This window comes from Brevundimonas sp. SL161 (assembly GCF_049896985.1).
Taxonomy (GTDB): Bacteria; Pseudomonadota; Alphaproteobacteria; order Caulobacterales; family Caulobacteraceae; genus Brevundimonas.
The window spans coordinates 275,391-288,849 of sequence record NZ_JAFCVJ010000001.1 but is presented as its reverse complement, the minus strand read 5'-3'; the positions used below and the strand labels follow the sequence as shown (position 1 = coordinate 288,849).

General features: G+C 66.9%; 14 protein-coding genes. 6 read left to right on the top strand and 8 right to left on the bottom strand.

All coding sequences use genetic code 11. From position 1 onward, the window contains the following. Positions 1-5 precede the first annotated feature (5 nt). The 6 genes from ACP7AU_RS01395 to ACP7AU_RS01370 are packed head-to-tail and all read right to left on the bottom strand — an operon-like array spanning position 6 to position 6,083. Complete coding sequence (locus ACP7AU_RS01395; protein ID WP_426035447.1) at positions 6-1,247, bottom strand: aminotransferase class V-fold PLP-dependent enzyme; 1,242 nt, start codon at positions 1,245-1,247, stop codon at positions 6-8. Beyond that, on the bottom strand, positions 1,226-2,248 hold the full coding sequence (gene sufD, locus ACP7AU_RS01390) for a Fe-S cluster assembly protein SufD (protein WP_426050281.1): 1,023 nt from the start codon (positions 2,246-2,248) through the stop codon (positions 1,226-1,228). The genes ACP7AU_RS01395 and sufD overlap by 22 nt, the downstream gene beginning before the upstream one ends. Continuing rightward, the gene (gene sufC, locus ACP7AU_RS01385) at positions 2,245-2,994 is read right to left on the bottom strand and encodes a Fe-S cluster assembly ATPase SufC (protein ID WP_426035443.1); all 750 of its coding nucleotides are present in this window, start codon (positions 2,992-2,994) and stop codon (positions 2,245-2,247) included. Before sufC ends, sufD begins: the two co-directional genes overlap by 4 nt. Before the next feature lie 14 nt (positions 2,995-3,008). Next, a complete protein-coding gene (gene sufB, locus ACP7AU_RS01380) occupies positions 3,009-4,475 on the bottom strand; it encodes a Fe-S cluster assembly protein SufB (protein ID WP_426050280.1) in 1,467 nt (488 codons plus the stop codon). A gap of 4 nt (positions 4,476-4,479) precedes the next feature. Beyond that, positions 4,480-5,622 (bottom strand): cysteine desulfurase family protein, encoded by a 1,143-nt coding sequence (locus tag ACP7AU_RS01375; RefSeq protein WP_426035439.1) that lies wholly within the window; start codon positions 5,620-5,622, stop codon positions 4,480-4,482. Further along, a complete protein-coding gene (locus ACP7AU_RS01370) occupies positions 5,619-6,083 on the bottom strand; it encodes an Rrf2 family transcriptional regulator (RefSeq protein ID WP_426050279.1) in 465 nt (154 codons plus the stop codon). The genes ACP7AU_RS01375 and ACP7AU_RS01370 overlap by 4 nt, the downstream gene beginning before the upstream one ends. 156 nt (positions 6,084-6,239) lie before the next feature. On the opposite strand from ACP7AU_RS01370, the gene ACP7AU_RS01365 reads away from it, so the two are divergent. Then, the gene (locus ACP7AU_RS01365) at positions 6,240-6,890 is read left to right on the top strand and encodes an alpha/beta hydrolase (RefSeq protein WP_303695578.1); all 651 of its coding nucleotides are present in this window, start codon (positions 6,240-6,242) and stop codon (positions 6,888-6,890) included. Positions 6,891-6,961: 71 nt separating this feature from the next. Beyond that, positions 6,962-7,783 (top strand): transporter, encoded by an 822-nt coding sequence (locus ACP7AU_RS01360; protein WP_426050278.1) that lies wholly within the window; start codon positions 6,962-6,964, stop codon positions 7,781-7,783. A 1-nt stretch (position 7,784) separates the two neighbouring features. Here ACP7AU_RS01360 and ACP7AU_RS01355 read toward each other — a convergent pair whose 3' ends face one another. Next, positions 7,785-8,984, bottom strand: coding sequence for an exo-beta-N-acetylmuramidase NamZ family protein (locus ACP7AU_RS01355; RefSeq protein WP_426050277.1), 1,200 nt, complete (start codon positions 8,982-8,984; stop codon positions 7,785-7,787). After that, a complete protein-coding gene (locus ACP7AU_RS01350; RefSeq protein WP_426035431.1) occupies positions 8,981-9,487 on the bottom strand; it encodes a DOMON-like domain-containing protein in 507 nt (168 codons plus the stop codon). Before ACP7AU_RS01350 ends, ACP7AU_RS01355 begins: the two co-directional genes overlap by 4 nt. Positions 9,488-9,678: 191 nt before the next feature. Between ACP7AU_RS01350 and tyrS the strand changes: the two genes are divergently transcribed. The 4 genes from tyrS to ACP7AU_RS01330 all read left to right on the top strand — a co-directional run bounded on the left by tyrS (position 9,679) and on the right by ACP7AU_RS01330 (position 13,458). Further along, positions 9,679-10,938: a tyrosine--tRNA ligase gene (tyrS, locus tag ACP7AU_RS01345; RefSeq protein WP_426035429.1), complete on the top strand. Its 1,260-nt coding sequence runs from the start codon at positions 9,679-9,681 to the stop codon at positions 10,936-10,938. A gap of 150 nt (positions 10,939-11,088) precedes the next feature. Beyond that, entirely contained in the window at positions 11,089-11,541 is a 453-nt protein-coding gene (locus tag ACP7AU_RS01340; RefSeq protein ID WP_426035427.1) for a peroxiredoxin, read from the top strand. A gap of 197 nt (positions 11,542-11,738) precedes the next feature. Further along, positions 11,739-12,887: a peptidoglycan DD-metalloendopeptidase family protein gene (locus ACP7AU_RS01335; protein WP_426050276.1), complete on the top strand. Its 1,149-nt coding sequence runs from the start codon at positions 11,739-11,741 to the stop codon at positions 12,885-12,887. Continuing rightward, a complete protein-coding gene (locus ACP7AU_RS01330; RefSeq protein ID WP_426050275.1) occupies positions 12,877-13,458 on the top strand; it encodes a bactofilin family protein in 582 nt (193 codons plus the stop codon). The genes ACP7AU_RS01335 and ACP7AU_RS01330 overlap by 11 nt, the downstream gene beginning before the upstream one ends. Position 13,459: the final 1 nt, after the last annotated feature.

Here is a 13,459-nt window from a genome sequence, read left to right as displayed (position 1 = left end):
CTCGCTCACACAAAGAACTCCCGCGCCTTGATCAGCGCGTCCACGAAGGCATCTGCATCCTCTGTGGTGTTATATAGGGCGAAGCTGGCCCGCGCGCTCGACGTGATGCCAAATCGCCTCGACAGTGGCTCGGCGCAATGGACACCGGCCCGCACGGCGACGCCGTACCGGTCCAGGATCTGGGCCACGTCGTGGGCGTGCGCCCCTTCCACCGTGAAGGTCAGGATGGCGCCCTTGCCCGGAGCCTCGCCGATGATCCGCAGCCAGTCCAGGCCGGACAGGCGGGCGACGACATGGTCGTAGAGGGCCCGTTCATGAGCGGCGATCGCCGCGCGGTCGAAGGCCATGATCCACTCCAGCGCGGCTCCCAGACCGATGACCTCAAGGATCGGCGGGGTGCCCGCCTCGAACCTGTGCGGAATGCCGGCATAGGTCACCGCATCCTCGGTGACGGTGGCGATCATCTCGCCCCCGCCCTGATACGGCGGCAGGGCCTCCAGAGCGGCGCGCTTGCCGTACAACCCGCCGATACCGGTCGGGCCGTACAGCTTGTGGCCGGTGAAGACGTAGAAGTCGCAGTCCAGCGCCTGGACGTCGGGACTGCAATGCACCGCCCCCTGGCAGCCGTCGACCAGCACCAGAGCGCCCGCCGCATGGGCCAGGTCGGCGACGGCCTTCACGTCGTTCACCGTGCCCAGCACGTTGGACATATGGGTCACGGCGACCAGCTTCGTCCTCGGCCCGATCAGAGCCGCCAGACCCGTCATGTCCAGCGACCCGTCGTCCAGCACTGGCGCCCATTTCAGCACGACGCCCAGCCGGTCGCGCAGCATCGACCAGGGCACGATGTTGGCGTGGTGCTCCATCTGGGTGGTGACGATCTCGTCGCCGGGATTCAGGCTCTGCGCCAGCCCCGCCGCGACCAGGTTGAAAGCCTCGGTGCCGCCCTTGGTCCAGACGATCTGGTCGGGGGTCTCGGCATTCAGGAACCGCGCGACGGTCTCGCGCGCAGCTTCAAAGGCTTCGGTCGTCTCGTTGGCCAGGGTGTGCAGGCCGCGGTGGACATTGGAATAGCTCCCCTCCATCGCCGCCGTCAGGGCGTCAATCACCGCGCGCGGCTTCTGCGCCGAGGCGGCCGAGTCCAGATAGACCAGAGGCTTGCCGTTCACCTTCCGCGACAGGATCGGGAATTGGGCCCGGGCGGCGTAGGGGTCGAAACGGGTGACTACAGTCGTGCCGTCAGCCATGACCTCACCACCTCTCTCGCGCCTTCGTGGGCGATGCGGTCGACGACCTCGAACAGGAAGGCCTGGGTCAGAAGGGCTCTCGCCTCGTCCGCCGGAATGCCGCGCGACTGCATGTAGAACAGGGCGCTTTCGTCCAGATTGCCGATCGTATTGCCGTGGGCGCACTGCACGTCGTCGGCGTAGATTTCGAGCTCCGGCTTGGCGTCGACCTCGGCCCGTTCGCCCAGGATCAGGGCATGGTGGCCCATCCTCGCATCGGTGCCGTCGGCGCCGCGCTCGACGACGATCTTGCCCTGGAACACGCCGCGCGCGGTGTCGCGCACGACGCCCTTGGTCAGCTGCGAGGTGACGCCGTTCAGGCCGTGGTGACGCACCACGCTGGTCAGGTCGGTGTGCCGCTCGCCGGACAGGGCATAGAGGCCATCAATCTGGACTTCTGCCCCCTCTCCCCCGTGCATCAGCCGGGTCTCCTGGCGCTGCAGCTTCGCCCCACCGGTCATCGTCGTCTGGCGATAGACGCCGCCCGGCGCCACGCGGACGTCGATCTCGGTCAGGGAGATCGCATCATGGGGCTCGTCGACCAGGACGATCCGCGTGACCTCCGCCCCGCCGGCAACATCGATGTCGAGGCGGTTGTGGGCGACATAGGCCGATCCCGAACCCTCGTGCGTCTCCAGCAGCAGGAGCCTAGCGCCCGGCCGCGCCACGACCCGCGCGGAGGCGGTGTGGCCGGTCTCCGTGGCCTGCGAGATAAAGCGCAGACGCAGGGTCTGGTCGCCCGAGGCGATGAAGTCGGTGACGCCCACCGCCCGGCCGTTGGCGAAGACGATCGCCTCGCCGCCGAGGTCGTAGAAGGGTCCGGGCGGGCCGATCGCCGTGGTCGGCGAGGGTTCAGGGGCCTCGCGCAGATAGCGGCGCAGGTCGCTGTATTTCCAGGCCTCCTCCCGCCGTGAGGGGAAGGTCGCGGCGTCGGTGAGGTCGATCTTGTGCAGGACGGTCAAGCGGCCTGCGGCAGGTATTTGTCGTACCCTTCCGCCTCCAGCTGGTGCGCCAGTTCCGGGCCGCCCGAGGCCACGATGCGACCAGCGGCCAACACGTGGACCCGGTCGGGTTTGATATAATCGAGCAGCCGCTGGTAGTGGGTGATGACCAGCATGGCGCGGTCGGGCGAGCGCAGGGCGTTGACCCCCTCAGACACGATCCGCAGGGCGTCGATGTCGAGGCCGGAATCGGTCTCGTCCAGGATCAGCAGCGACGGCTCCAGCAGGGCCATCTGCAGGATCTCCATCCGCTTCTTCTCGCCGCCCGAGAAGCCGACGTTCAGCGGCCGCTTGAGCATGTCGAAATCCATCTTCAGCGCTGCCGACGCCGCCTTGACCTGTTTCAGGAAGGCGGGAGCCGACACTTCTTCTTCGCCCCGCGCCCGCTTCTGGGCGTTCAGCGCCGTGCGCACGAAGGTCAGGGCGGGAACGCCGGGAATCTCGATCGGATACTGGAACGACAGGAAGACGCCCCTGGCCGCCCGTTCGGCCGGGTCGAAGTCGAGCAGGCTCTCGCCCCGCCATTCGACCGAGCCCTCAATGGCCTCATAGCCGGGCCGTCCCGAGAGGGCATAGCCGAGCGTCGACTTGCCGGCCCCGTTCGGCCCCATGATGGCGTGCACCTCGCCCGCCGGAACGTCGAGCATCAGCCCCTTGAGGATCGGCTTGTCGCCGATCGAGACGTGGAGGTTATTAATCTTGAGCATTGTTTTTCTTTGTCTTACCCGACCGAGCCTTCAAGGCTGATCGCCACCAGCTTCTGGGCTTCCACGGCGAACTCCATCGGCAGTTTCTGCATCACGTCCCGGACGAAGCCGTTGACCAGAAGGGCCACGGCCTCCTCCTGCGACAGACCGCGCTGCTGGGCATAAAACAGCTGGTCGTCGGACAGGCGCGTCGTCGTCGCCTCATGCTCCAGCTGGGCCGAGCCGTTGCGGGCCTCGATATAGGGCACGGTGTGCGAGCCGCAGTCGCCGCCGATCAGCAGGCTGTCGCACTGGGTGAAGTTGCGCACCCCCGTCGCCTTGGGATGCACCGAGACCAGACCGCGATAGGTGGAGTCCGACTTGCCCGCCGAAACCGCCTTGGCGATGATCCGCGACTTCGAATTCTTGCCCAGATGGATCATCTTGGTGCCGGTGTCGGCCTGCTGATGTCCGTTGGTGATAGCGATCGAATAGAATTCGCCCGAGCTCTCCTCGCCCTTTAGGATGCAGGACGGATATTTCCACGTCACGGCCGAGCCGGTCTCGACCTGGGTCCAGCTGACCTTCGAGCGGTCCCCGCGGCAGTCGGCGCGCTTGGTGACGAAGTTGTAGATGCCCCCCCGCCCTTCCGCGTCGCCGGGGTACCAGTTCTGGACCGTCGAATATTTGATCTCGGCGTCGTCCAGCGCGACCAGCTCGACCACCGCCGCATGCAGCTGGTTCTCGTCGCGCATCGGGGCCGTGCAACCCTCCAGATAGGAGCAGTAGCTGCCCTTGTCGGCGATGATCAGGGTGCGTTCGAACTGGCCGGTCTGGCTCGCATTGATGCGGAAATAGGTCGACAGCTCCATCGGGCATTTCACGCCCGGCGGGATGTAGACGAACGATCCGTCGGAGAAGACTGCGCTGTTCAGCGCCGCGAAATAGTTGTCCGAGACCGGCACGACCGATCCCAGATACTGACGCACCAGTTCGGGATATTCCCGCAAGGCCTCGGAAATCGGCATGAAAATCACCCCGACCTTGGCCAGCTCGGCCTTGAAGGTGGTGACCACGCTGACACTGTCGAACACGGCGTCCACGGCGTATCGCGGAGCCCCTTCGACGCCGGCCAGCACCTCCTGCTCCTTCAGCGGAATGCCCAGCTTCTTGTAGATCTCGAGGATTTCCGGATCGACCTCGTCCAGCGACTTGGGACCGTCCTTCTTTTTGGGGGCGGCGTAGTAGAACAGCGACTGGTAATCGACCGGCGTGTATTTCACCGACGACCAGGTCGGCTCCTCCATCGCCAGCCAGCGCTCATAGGCGGCCAGACGCCATTCCAGCATCCACTCCGGCTCGCCCTTCTTCTCGGAGATGAAGCGGACGATGTCGGCGTTCAGCCCGCGCGGGGCGAACTCGGTTTCGATGTCCGAGGTGAAGCCATGCTCGTACTTCTCCAGCGCGGCGACGGCGTCGATGGTTTCCTGAACGGCGGCCATGATCTTACGCGGTTTCCTTCACGCGGGCGGCCTGACGCGCGCAATGTGTCTCGTATGCCTTGGTCCACGCTGCAGCGAAGCGTGACCAATCGTCTTGCGTGGTGCCCCAGCCGCCCGAGACGCGCACGCCTCCGGTCGCCAGGTCCATCCGGCCCATGGCGACGATGGCGCGGCTGGGCTTGGTCTTGCCCGACGAGCAGGCGCTCCCGGCCGAGACCATGACACCATCCAGATCGAGCAAGATCAGGGCCTGAGGGCTGTCCCAGCCGGCGACCGACAGGAACAGGGTGTTGGGCAGACGCGGCGCCCCCTTGCCCAGGATAGTCGCGCCGGCCGCCTCGACGGCCGCCTCGGCCGCATCGCGCCACGGACGATGCGCCTCGGCCATGGGCAGGTCGCGCGCGGCGCAGTCGGCTGCGACGCCGAAGCCCGCGATGCCCGGCACGTTCTCGGTCCCGGCGCGCAGGCCGCGCTCCTGACCGGCGCCGTGCAGGATGCGAACCGCCGAGGATCCCTCGCCCAGCACCAGAGCGCCCACGCCCTGCGGCCCGCCCAGCTTGTGCGCGGACAGGGTCAGGCTGTCGGCGCCCAGGGCGCGCATGTCGACCGGGATCTTGCCTGCCGACTGGATGGCGTCGACGTGCAGCCAGCCCTTCGCAGCACGCACCAGACGCGCCGCCTCGGCGATCGGCTGGATGACGCCGCTCTCGTTGTTGGCGTGGTGGATGGCGACGACGGCCCGGCCGCCGGTCTGGTTCAGCAGTTGACCCAGCTTGACCAGATCGATGACGCCACGCTCATCGACGGGCAGCGGCTTGACCGACTTGCCCGACGCCATGGCCGCCTCGACCACGCAGGGATGTTCGGTGGTGCAGACGATCAGACGCTCGCACCCGGCCGCCAGCGCGCTCTGCAGCGCCTGGGCGTTCGCCTCGGTGCCGCCGGAGGTGAAGATGACGGCCGTCGGATCGGCGCCGACCAGTTCGGCGACCTTCGCCCGCGCCGTCTCGACCCGCGCCCGCGCCCGCCGACCGGCCGCATGGACCGCCGACGGGTTGCCGTTGTCGGCCAGGGCCTCGGTCATGATGTCCAGAACTTCGGGCCGCACGAGGGCCGAAGCGTTGTAGTCCAGATAGACGCCGCTCATGCCGCTACTCCCACGCTCGCAGGGCGACGGCTGGTGCGGTTCAGGATCACGTCCTCCAGAGAAACACTGGCCAGATAGCGATGGATCTCGTCGCCTAGGTCGTCCCACAGATTGTGGGTGATGCAGCGTTCGCCGCCCAGCATGCAGCCGCGCGGCGTGCCGTGGGCCGCGCAACGCACCGCCCGGATCGGCTCATCGACCGCCAGGACGATTTCGGACACCACGGTTTCGCCGGCCGTCTTGGCCAGACGATAGCCGCCGCCCGGACCGCGCACGCTGAGCACCAGCCCGCTTTTTCTAAGTCGAGCAAACAGCTGTTCCAGATAACTCAATGAAATCTCTTGTCGGGTTGCGATTTCGGCCAGGGACACGGCGCGGCCCGCACCGGCGTCTGACCGACCGTGCCGAGCCAGATCGGCCATCGCCATCACGGCGTATCGTCCCTTGGTCGACAGTCGCATCGCCCATCCTCAAAAATCGCGCGCTTTTCGGAGGTCCTGTGCTATGACCCGCCGCTTCGCGAGGCGGCCGAACGCAGACAGGACTTAGAAAGTCCTACCCCTGTAGTCAAGTATTCGGCGGGCCCGAAATGACAGTTGAACGGATTCCAGAGCCCCATGCCTGAAGTCATCCTGCCCGGCGCCTCCGGTCGCATCGAGGGCCGCTACTCCCCCGGCAAGCGCGCCAACGCGCCGATCGCCCTGATCCTGCACCCGCACCCCAAGGCGGGCGGGCACATGAACAACCCGGTGACGGTCACCCTGTACCAGCTGTTCCAGAAGCGCGGCTTCGCGACCCTGCGCTACAATTCGCGCGGCGTCGGCAAGTCGCAAGGCGAGTTCGACAGCGGCATCGGCGAACTGGCCGATGCGGCCACGGCGCTCGACTGGCTGCAGTCCAACAACCCTGCCGCCACCCAGACCTGGGTCGCCGGCTATCAGTTCGGCGCCTACATCGGCATGCAGCTGCTGATGCGTCGCCCGGAGACGGACGGCTTCATCTCGGTCTCGCCGCCGTCGAACATGTACGACTTCTCCTTCCTGGCCCCCTGCCCGGCCTCCGGTCTGTTCCTGCACGGCACGGCCGACACCATCGTGCCGCCGGTCGAGGTCGAGCGCGTGGTCAACAAGCTGCGCACCCAGAAGGGCATCATCATCGACTACGAACTGGAAGAAGGCGCGAGCCACTTCTGGCAGGACCATATCCCCGCCGTCGACCGCCGCGTGGGCCTGTATCTGGACAAGCGGCTGGAAGAAAAGCCGGCCTGATATCGTCTGACTGCCGCTTCTTCGCGGCTGCGCTTGCCCCTATGGTTCAGCTCGGGATTCGGGGAGCTGACATGATCCGCAACTTCACCGTGGGCGTGCTTGCGTTGGCTGGCGTCTGGCTCGCATCCGCATCCGCCTCGGCCCAGACGAACGATCTGCGTCCCTTCTGCGCCGACCGTCCGGGCAAGGGCGCGGCCAGCTGCGTGCTGAATCAGGGCCATGTGCAGATCGAGGTGGGCGCCTTCGATGGCGCGCGCCAGAGGGATGCCGCGGCCGAGATCGACAGCTGGTCGGCCGGGTCCATCACCGCCCGCTTCGGCGTCGGCCCGGCAACGGAATTCCAGATCGGCGTCACGGCCTTCGAGCGCGAGAAGTTCACCGACCGCGTCGCGGGCGTCGAGGACGTCGCCGAGGGCACGGGCGACCTGTTCCTGGCCGTCCGCCAAGGGCTGATCCGGCCGGATGGCGAGGGTTTCTCAATCGCACTGATGGGATACGCCATCCTGCCGACCGGCGGCGACGAGGTCCGCGCCAGCGGCATCGAGGCCGGCGTCGTCGTCCCCGTCTCGATCGACCTGGGCAATGAGTGGGGCCTCGGCCTGTCGCCCTACCTCGACATCGTCGGCGACGAAGACGGCGAAGGATCGCACGCCGCATATTCGTTCGCGGTCGACGTGGATCGCGATCTCGGCGACTGGATCCTCGGGGCCGAGGTTTGGGTCAGCCGCGACGACGATCCTCTCGTCGAAACGACCCAGGCCAGCGCCGACCTCATCGCCATCTGGACCCCGGCCTTCCTGCCCGACAGCCAGATCGACTTCGGCCTCAACTTCGGCCTGAACGACGACAGCCCGGACGTGGAGTTCGGCGTGGGCGTGGCGCGGCGGTTCTAGGTCAGTAGATCAGGAACGGCTTGCGCGCCTCGACCCAGGCCGCCTCATCCGGCTCGGCGATGGCGTCCAGATCGGCCGCCGTCGATCCGGCATCATCGACCCATTCGCGCAAGCTTGGCCCGCCGTTGATGACATCGATCGGCAGCTTCCCGAACGCGTATTCATACGGGAAGTCCCGCCACAGGTCGTAGTCGGGATACAGCCGCCGAATTGCCTTGAAGCCCAGGGCCTGGACCCGCCACGGCCGGAAGGCGGCGTGGTCATAGTGCGGGCCCTCGACATGGATCTGGACGCCAGAGCACAGCTGGCCGAGGTGTTTGTGGAAGGTCGGCTCGAACCACATGTCGCGCAGGGCACAGCCCTTCACCCATTCGGGCGCGAAGGCCTTCATCTCGGCGATCACGGCCCGGGCGTCGATGTCGGGCGCGCCGAACAGTTCGAGCGGCCGCGTCGTGCCCCGCCCTTCCGACAGGGTCGCGCCCTCGACCATCACGGTGCCGGGATAGGCGCGAGCCATCGACAGGTTGGGCGCATTCGGGCTGGGGTTGATCCAGGCCCGCTCTCCCAGCGGCCAGCCGAGGCCCGGCGCCGCCTCGGGGTCATAGCCCTGCATCTCGATGACGCGATAGGCGACCTTGAGCTTGAAGTGGTCGATGAACCAGTGACCCAGTTCGCCCAGGGTCATGCCGTGCCGCATCGGCATCGGCCCGGCGCCGACGAAACTCTCCCAGCCCGCGACCAGGGTCGTGCCCTCGACCGGCCGCCCGGCGGGGTTGGGACGGTCCAGCACCCAGACATCCTTGCCGTGCTCGGCCGCGGCCTCCAGCACGTACAACAGCGTCGTGATGAAGGTGTAGATGCGCGTCCCCAGGTCCTGCAGGTCGATCAGAACGACGTCGAACGTGCTCATCATCTGGCCGGTGGGGCGACGCACCTCGCCGTAGAGGCTGAACACGGGAAAGCCGTGGACCGGATCGGTCTCGTCCGGGCTCTCCATCATATTGTCCTGCAGGTCGCCCTTCATCCCGTGCTGGGGCCCGAAGGCGGCGCTGATCCGCACGCCCGAGGCGATCAGGGCGTCGATCGAATGGGTCAGGTCGGCCGTCACCGAGGCCGGATGCGCCACCAGCGCCACCCGCCGCCCCTTCAGCGCGGCCTGCAGATCGGGCTCGGAGACGAGGCGGTCGATGCCGAATTTCATGGCAGGTCCAGAACGAAGGAATCGGGATGATGGAAGTCAGGCTTATCGGACGGATGGGCCAGCGCCCACCAGGTCCTGGCCCCGTCGAGGGTCTCGATCACCGCCGACAGGGCCAGCTTGCGAGCCTCGACCGGCAGTTCGATCCGGCCTTCCAGTGCGACGTAGTCCGAGCCGCCGTCGAGCCCCTCGACCACACAGACCTCGTCAGCCGGGCGCATGCCCTCACGATACCCGTCGAACCGGTAGCTGGCCCACTGGCCGGACGGCGACAGGTTGAACTCGCGATAGCCGTCGTCGGTCGTCACGAAGGCCTCGAAACAGGTGTGTTTCCACAGCTCGTCGGCCCGCCCGACCGGCGCCTCGCCGGGCCAGGCGATGAAATCCGGATTGTCGTCAATGACGAACCTCAGCCACAGCAGGCCGTCCTCGCGCTCGAACTCTACCGAGATCGCCTCGGGATAGACCTTGGTCTCGTCGGGAAAGGGGATCAGCGTAGCGCGCATCCTGCACCGATAGCGGCTGGTTGACGCCGGTCAACGCCGGGCGCTACGAACGGCCCATGTTCGCGCCCCGCGCCCTGCCCGGCTTCTATTACCGCCCGCTGATCTAGCGAGCGGCCGCGAACCCACGCGCTGCATTTTGCCGGCGCGACACCCGAGACAGAGCGCCGGCCTCCCTGCTAACGGAGCCGACCATGACCGACCCTGTTTTCCAGTCCGACTTCCTGCAGACGCTTCAGGCGCGCGGATACATCCATCAGATCACCCATCCGGCCGAGCTGGATGCGGCGGCCAAGAACGGCGTCGTGGCCGGCTACATCGGCTTCGACGCCACGGCGCCCAGCCTGCACGTCGGCAGTCTGATCCAGATCATGATGCTGCGACGGCTCCAGCAGGCGGGCGGCAGGCCCGTCGTCATCATGGGCGGCGGCACCACCAAGGTCGGCGACCCGACCGGCAAGGACGCCTCGCGGCCCCAGCTCACCGACGCGACCATCCAGTCGAACATCGCCTCCATCAAGACGGTGTTCGAGAAATTTCTGACCTTCGGCGATGGTCCGACCGACGCGATCCTGATCGACAACGACGAGTGGCTGTCGAAATACGGCTACGTCGAGTTCCTGCGCGACTACGGCGCCCATTTCACGGTCAACCGCATGCTTGCCTTCGACTCGGTCAAGCTGCGGCTCGAGCGCGAGCAGCCGATGACCTTCCTCGAGTTCAACTACATGCTGATGCAGTCGGTGGACTTCCTGGAGCTCAACCGCCGCCAGAACGTCACGCTGCAGATGGGCGGATCGGACCAGTGGGGCAATATCGTCTCGGGCGTCGACCTGGTGCGTCGTGTCGATCAGAAGGCCGCCTTCGGCCTGACCACGCCGCTGCTGACGACGGCGTCCGGCGGCAAGATGGGCAAGACGGCCCAGGGCGCCATCTGGCTCAATGCCGAACAGCTCAGCGCCTACGACTACTGGCAGTTCTGGCGCAACGCCGAGGACGGCGACGTCGGCCGCTTCATGCGCCTGTTCACCGACCTGTCGCTGGACGAGATCGCCCGCTTCGAAGCTCTGGAAGGTGCCGCGATCAACGACGCCAAGAAGGCGTTGGCCGACGCGGCCACCACGATGCTGCATGGGGCGGGGGCGGCGGCCTCGGCCCGCGCGGCGGCGGAAGGCGCGTTCGAGCAGGGCGTCACGAGCGCTGACTTGCCGGTCATCGACTTGCCCAAGGACGAATGGGAGCAGGCGCGCTCAACTCGCGCCCTCGTCAAGGCCGCCGGGTTCGCTCGGTCGTTGGGCGAGGCGGGCCGCCACATGGCCGGCAACGCGATCCGCATCAATGACGAACTTGTCGTCGAAGATCGGATGCACAGCTACGATGAACTCCTGCCCGATCACGGAGCCTTCAAGGTCCAGTTCGGGAAGAAAAAGATCGTCCTGGTTCGCCCCGTCTAACCCCATTCCCGTGCATCCTCGCGAAGGCGGGGACCCAGTGCTTTCGTGAGGCACAGGTGCGCGGGAACGATTGCGGTGGCGAACCGGAAAAGGGCCGGAGCGCCCACAGAACTGGGTCCCCGCCTTCGCGGGGAGGATCGGAGTGTTGAAGTGACCGTTGAAGAAGGCTCGAAAGCCCCCGCGTTCGACATCCCCGCCGACGGCGGCGGCCGCGCGACCGTGTCCGGCCCTACGGTCGTGTTCTTCTATCCGAAGGCCGACACGCCAGGCTGCACCAACGAGGCCATCGCCTTCTCCGCCCACATCGACGCCTTCACGGCGGCCAGCGTTCAGGTCATCGGCATTTCGCGCGACCCGGTCAAGAAGCTCGACCGGTTCAAGGCCAAACACGACCTCAAGGTCATCCTCGGATCCGACGAGGCCGGGGCCGTCACCGAGGCCTATGGCGTCTGGGTCGAGAAGACCCTCTACGGCCGCCAGTATATGGGCGTCGAGCGGGCGACCTTCCTGATCGACGGCGCAGGCGCGGTCCGCAAGGTCTGGCGCAAGGTCTCGGTGAAAGGCCACGCGGAGGCGGTTCTTGCCGTCGCAAGAGAGGTTTGATCCGAGGCCGGACGGATCCGTGAAGTCTAGCCGGCGCCCTCCACAGTCTATCGGAATACGCCCAGCACGCGAATCTTCGCCTGAATAGATTCGTTTTGATCGCTCAGGACGGGCAACGTGGTTAACATTGCGTGAACGGTATTGCCCACAGGCAACAGTTCGCGGATAAAGCCTCCAGTGCGTGGGGGCGTGTTCAAATGGATGAAGAACAGAGAGTGGTCAGACGCTCTTTGATCGAGCGTTGGTTTCCTGAGCGCCATGTTTATCTGCGCTCGAACGGCGACACGCGCGGTTACGTCCTGACAAGCGGCCGCCAGATGATGATGGCCGGCGTCGCCTGCGCCGCCGCCGCATGGACCCTGGTCGCCTCGGGCGGCTTCGTCTTCGACATCATCGCCCGCAGCCAGGCGGACACCCAGGTGGTCCGCGCCCGCGCGGCGTCCGAACGCCTGAACGCCGACCTGCAAGCCCGCCTCGAGACGGCCGTCGTCCGCATGTCCGCCACGACGGGCGGCTTAGACGAGATGGCCCGGATGGTCGAGCGCCGCCACGCGGCCCTGACCAACGTCATGGGCATGTTCCACGGCGTCGACGGCGCCGAGGCCGCCCTGGCGCCCTCCCCGGCCCTCAGCGCCACCGAAGCCCGTCCGGTCCAGCGGATCGTCGCGGTCCGCATGGACCAGGAGCGGCTGATCGAACGGGCCGGCGACTTCGCCCAGACCCGCGCCGAACGCTTGCGCCTCGCCTTCCGCCTCGCGGGCCTGAACCCGGCCGCATACGGCGCGGCCTCCGGATCAGCTCTCGGTGGACCTCTGGTCGAGGCCAGCGATCCCAAGGCCCTGGCCACCATCCTCGACGTGGACGAGCCCTTCGCCGTCAGAATCCGCCGCGCCGCCGACAATCTGTCGGAGATGCGCAACCTTTCGGACGCCGCCGAACACCTGCCGTTCGACCGCCCGACCCAGGCCCGCACCACCTCGGGTTTCGGCGTCCGTTTCGATCCCTTCAACGGCCGTCCGGCGGTTCATCAGGGCCAGGATTTCGCCGCCCCCCTGAACACGCCGATCTACGCCACCGCTCCCGGAATCGTGTCCTTCGCCGGCGTTCGTTCAGGGTATGGCAACACCGTTGAGATAGACCATGGTCGCGGTTTCAAGACCCGCTTCGCCCATTTGAACGCCATGGCCGTCCAGCCCGGCCAGCGCATTGCGCTGGGCCAGCGGATCGGCGCCATGGGTACGACAGGACGCTCCACCGGCGTTCACCTGCACTATGAAGTGTGGATGGACGGCCGACCCCAGAACCCCGCCCGCTTCTTCCGAGCAGGAGACCAGATTGTTCAATAAAACCAGATCCCCCGCACCCGCCACGCCGGACCGTTCGTCCAACGCGCCGCCGATCCCGCCGCTGCCCGACCTGCCGTCGCCCGGCATGGGCCGCAGCCCCGTCGCGGCTCCGGCCCCCTCGCCCATCGCCTCCTCGCGCGGCCTGTCGACCCTCTCGTCCGACCTGCAGTTCGAAGGCAATATCTCGGGCGCCGGCGATCTCCAGGTCGACGGCTCGATCAAGGGCGACGTCCGCGTCGGCCGTCTGATCATCGGCGAGACCGGCGCCGTCGAGGGCAATGTCACCGCCGACTATCTTGAAGTTCGCGGCCGCATCGTCGGCGCGGTCAACGGCAAGCAGGTGAAGCTGGTCTCGACCGCCTATGTCGACGGCGACATCACCGCCGAACAGCTGTCGATCGACATCGGCGCCTATTTCCAGGGTCGCGTGCTTCAGAGCCGCCGCGATGCGCCCGCCGCGGTCGCCACTGCTCCGCGTCCTGCTGCCCAGGCGTCGGCCGCCGCCGACTTCGAAGCGCCCGCCGCTCCGGTCGAGGACAAGCCGCAGATCATCGACCTCAAGACGGTCTGAT

Excerpts from the sequence above, each read along its gene's own strand:
- ACP7AU_RS01395 (WP_426035447.1), bottom strand. The coding sequence starts at position 1,247 with ATGGCTGACGGCACGACTGTAGTCACCCGTTTCGACCCCTACGCCGCC.
- sufC (WP_426035443.1), bottom strand. The coding sequence starts at position 2,994 with ATGCTCAAGATTAATAACCTCCACGTCTCGATCGGCGACAAGCCGATC.
- sufB (WP_426050280.1), bottom strand. The coding sequence starts at position 4,475 with ATGGCCGCCGTTCAGGAAACCATCGACGCCGTCGCCGCGCTGGAGAAG.
- ACP7AU_RS01375 (WP_426035439.1), bottom strand. The coding sequence starts at position 5,622 with ATGAGCGGCGTCTATCTGGACTACAACGCTTCGGCCCTCGTGCGGCCC.
- ACP7AU_RS01370 (WP_426050279.1), bottom strand. The coding sequence starts at position 6,083 with ATGCGACTGTCGACCAAGGGACGATACGCCGTGATGGCGATGGCCGAT.
- ACP7AU_RS01365 (WP_303695578.1), top strand. The coding sequence starts at position 6,240 with ATGCCTGAAGTCATCCTGCCCGGCGCCTCCGGTCGCATCGAGGGCCGC.
- ACP7AU_RS01360 (WP_426050278.1), top strand. The coding sequence starts at position 6,962 with ATGATCCGCAACTTCACCGTGGGCGTGCTTGCGTTGGCTGGCGTCTGG.
- ACP7AU_RS01355 (WP_426050277.1), bottom strand. The coding sequence starts at position 8,984 with ATGAAATTCGGCATCGACCGCCTCGTCTCCGAGCCCGATCTGCAGGCC.
- ACP7AU_RS01350 (WP_426035431.1), bottom strand. The coding sequence starts at position 9,487 with ATGCGCGCTACGCTGATCCCCTTTCCCGACGAGACCAAGGTCTATCCC.
- tyrS (WP_426035429.1), top strand. The coding sequence starts at position 9,679 with ATGACCGACCCTGTTTTCCAGTCCGACTTCCTGCAGACGCTTCAGGCG.
- ACP7AU_RS01335 (WP_426050276.1), top strand. The coding sequence starts at position 11,739 with ATGGATGAAGAACAGAGAGTGGTCAGACGCTCTTTGATCGAGCGTTGG.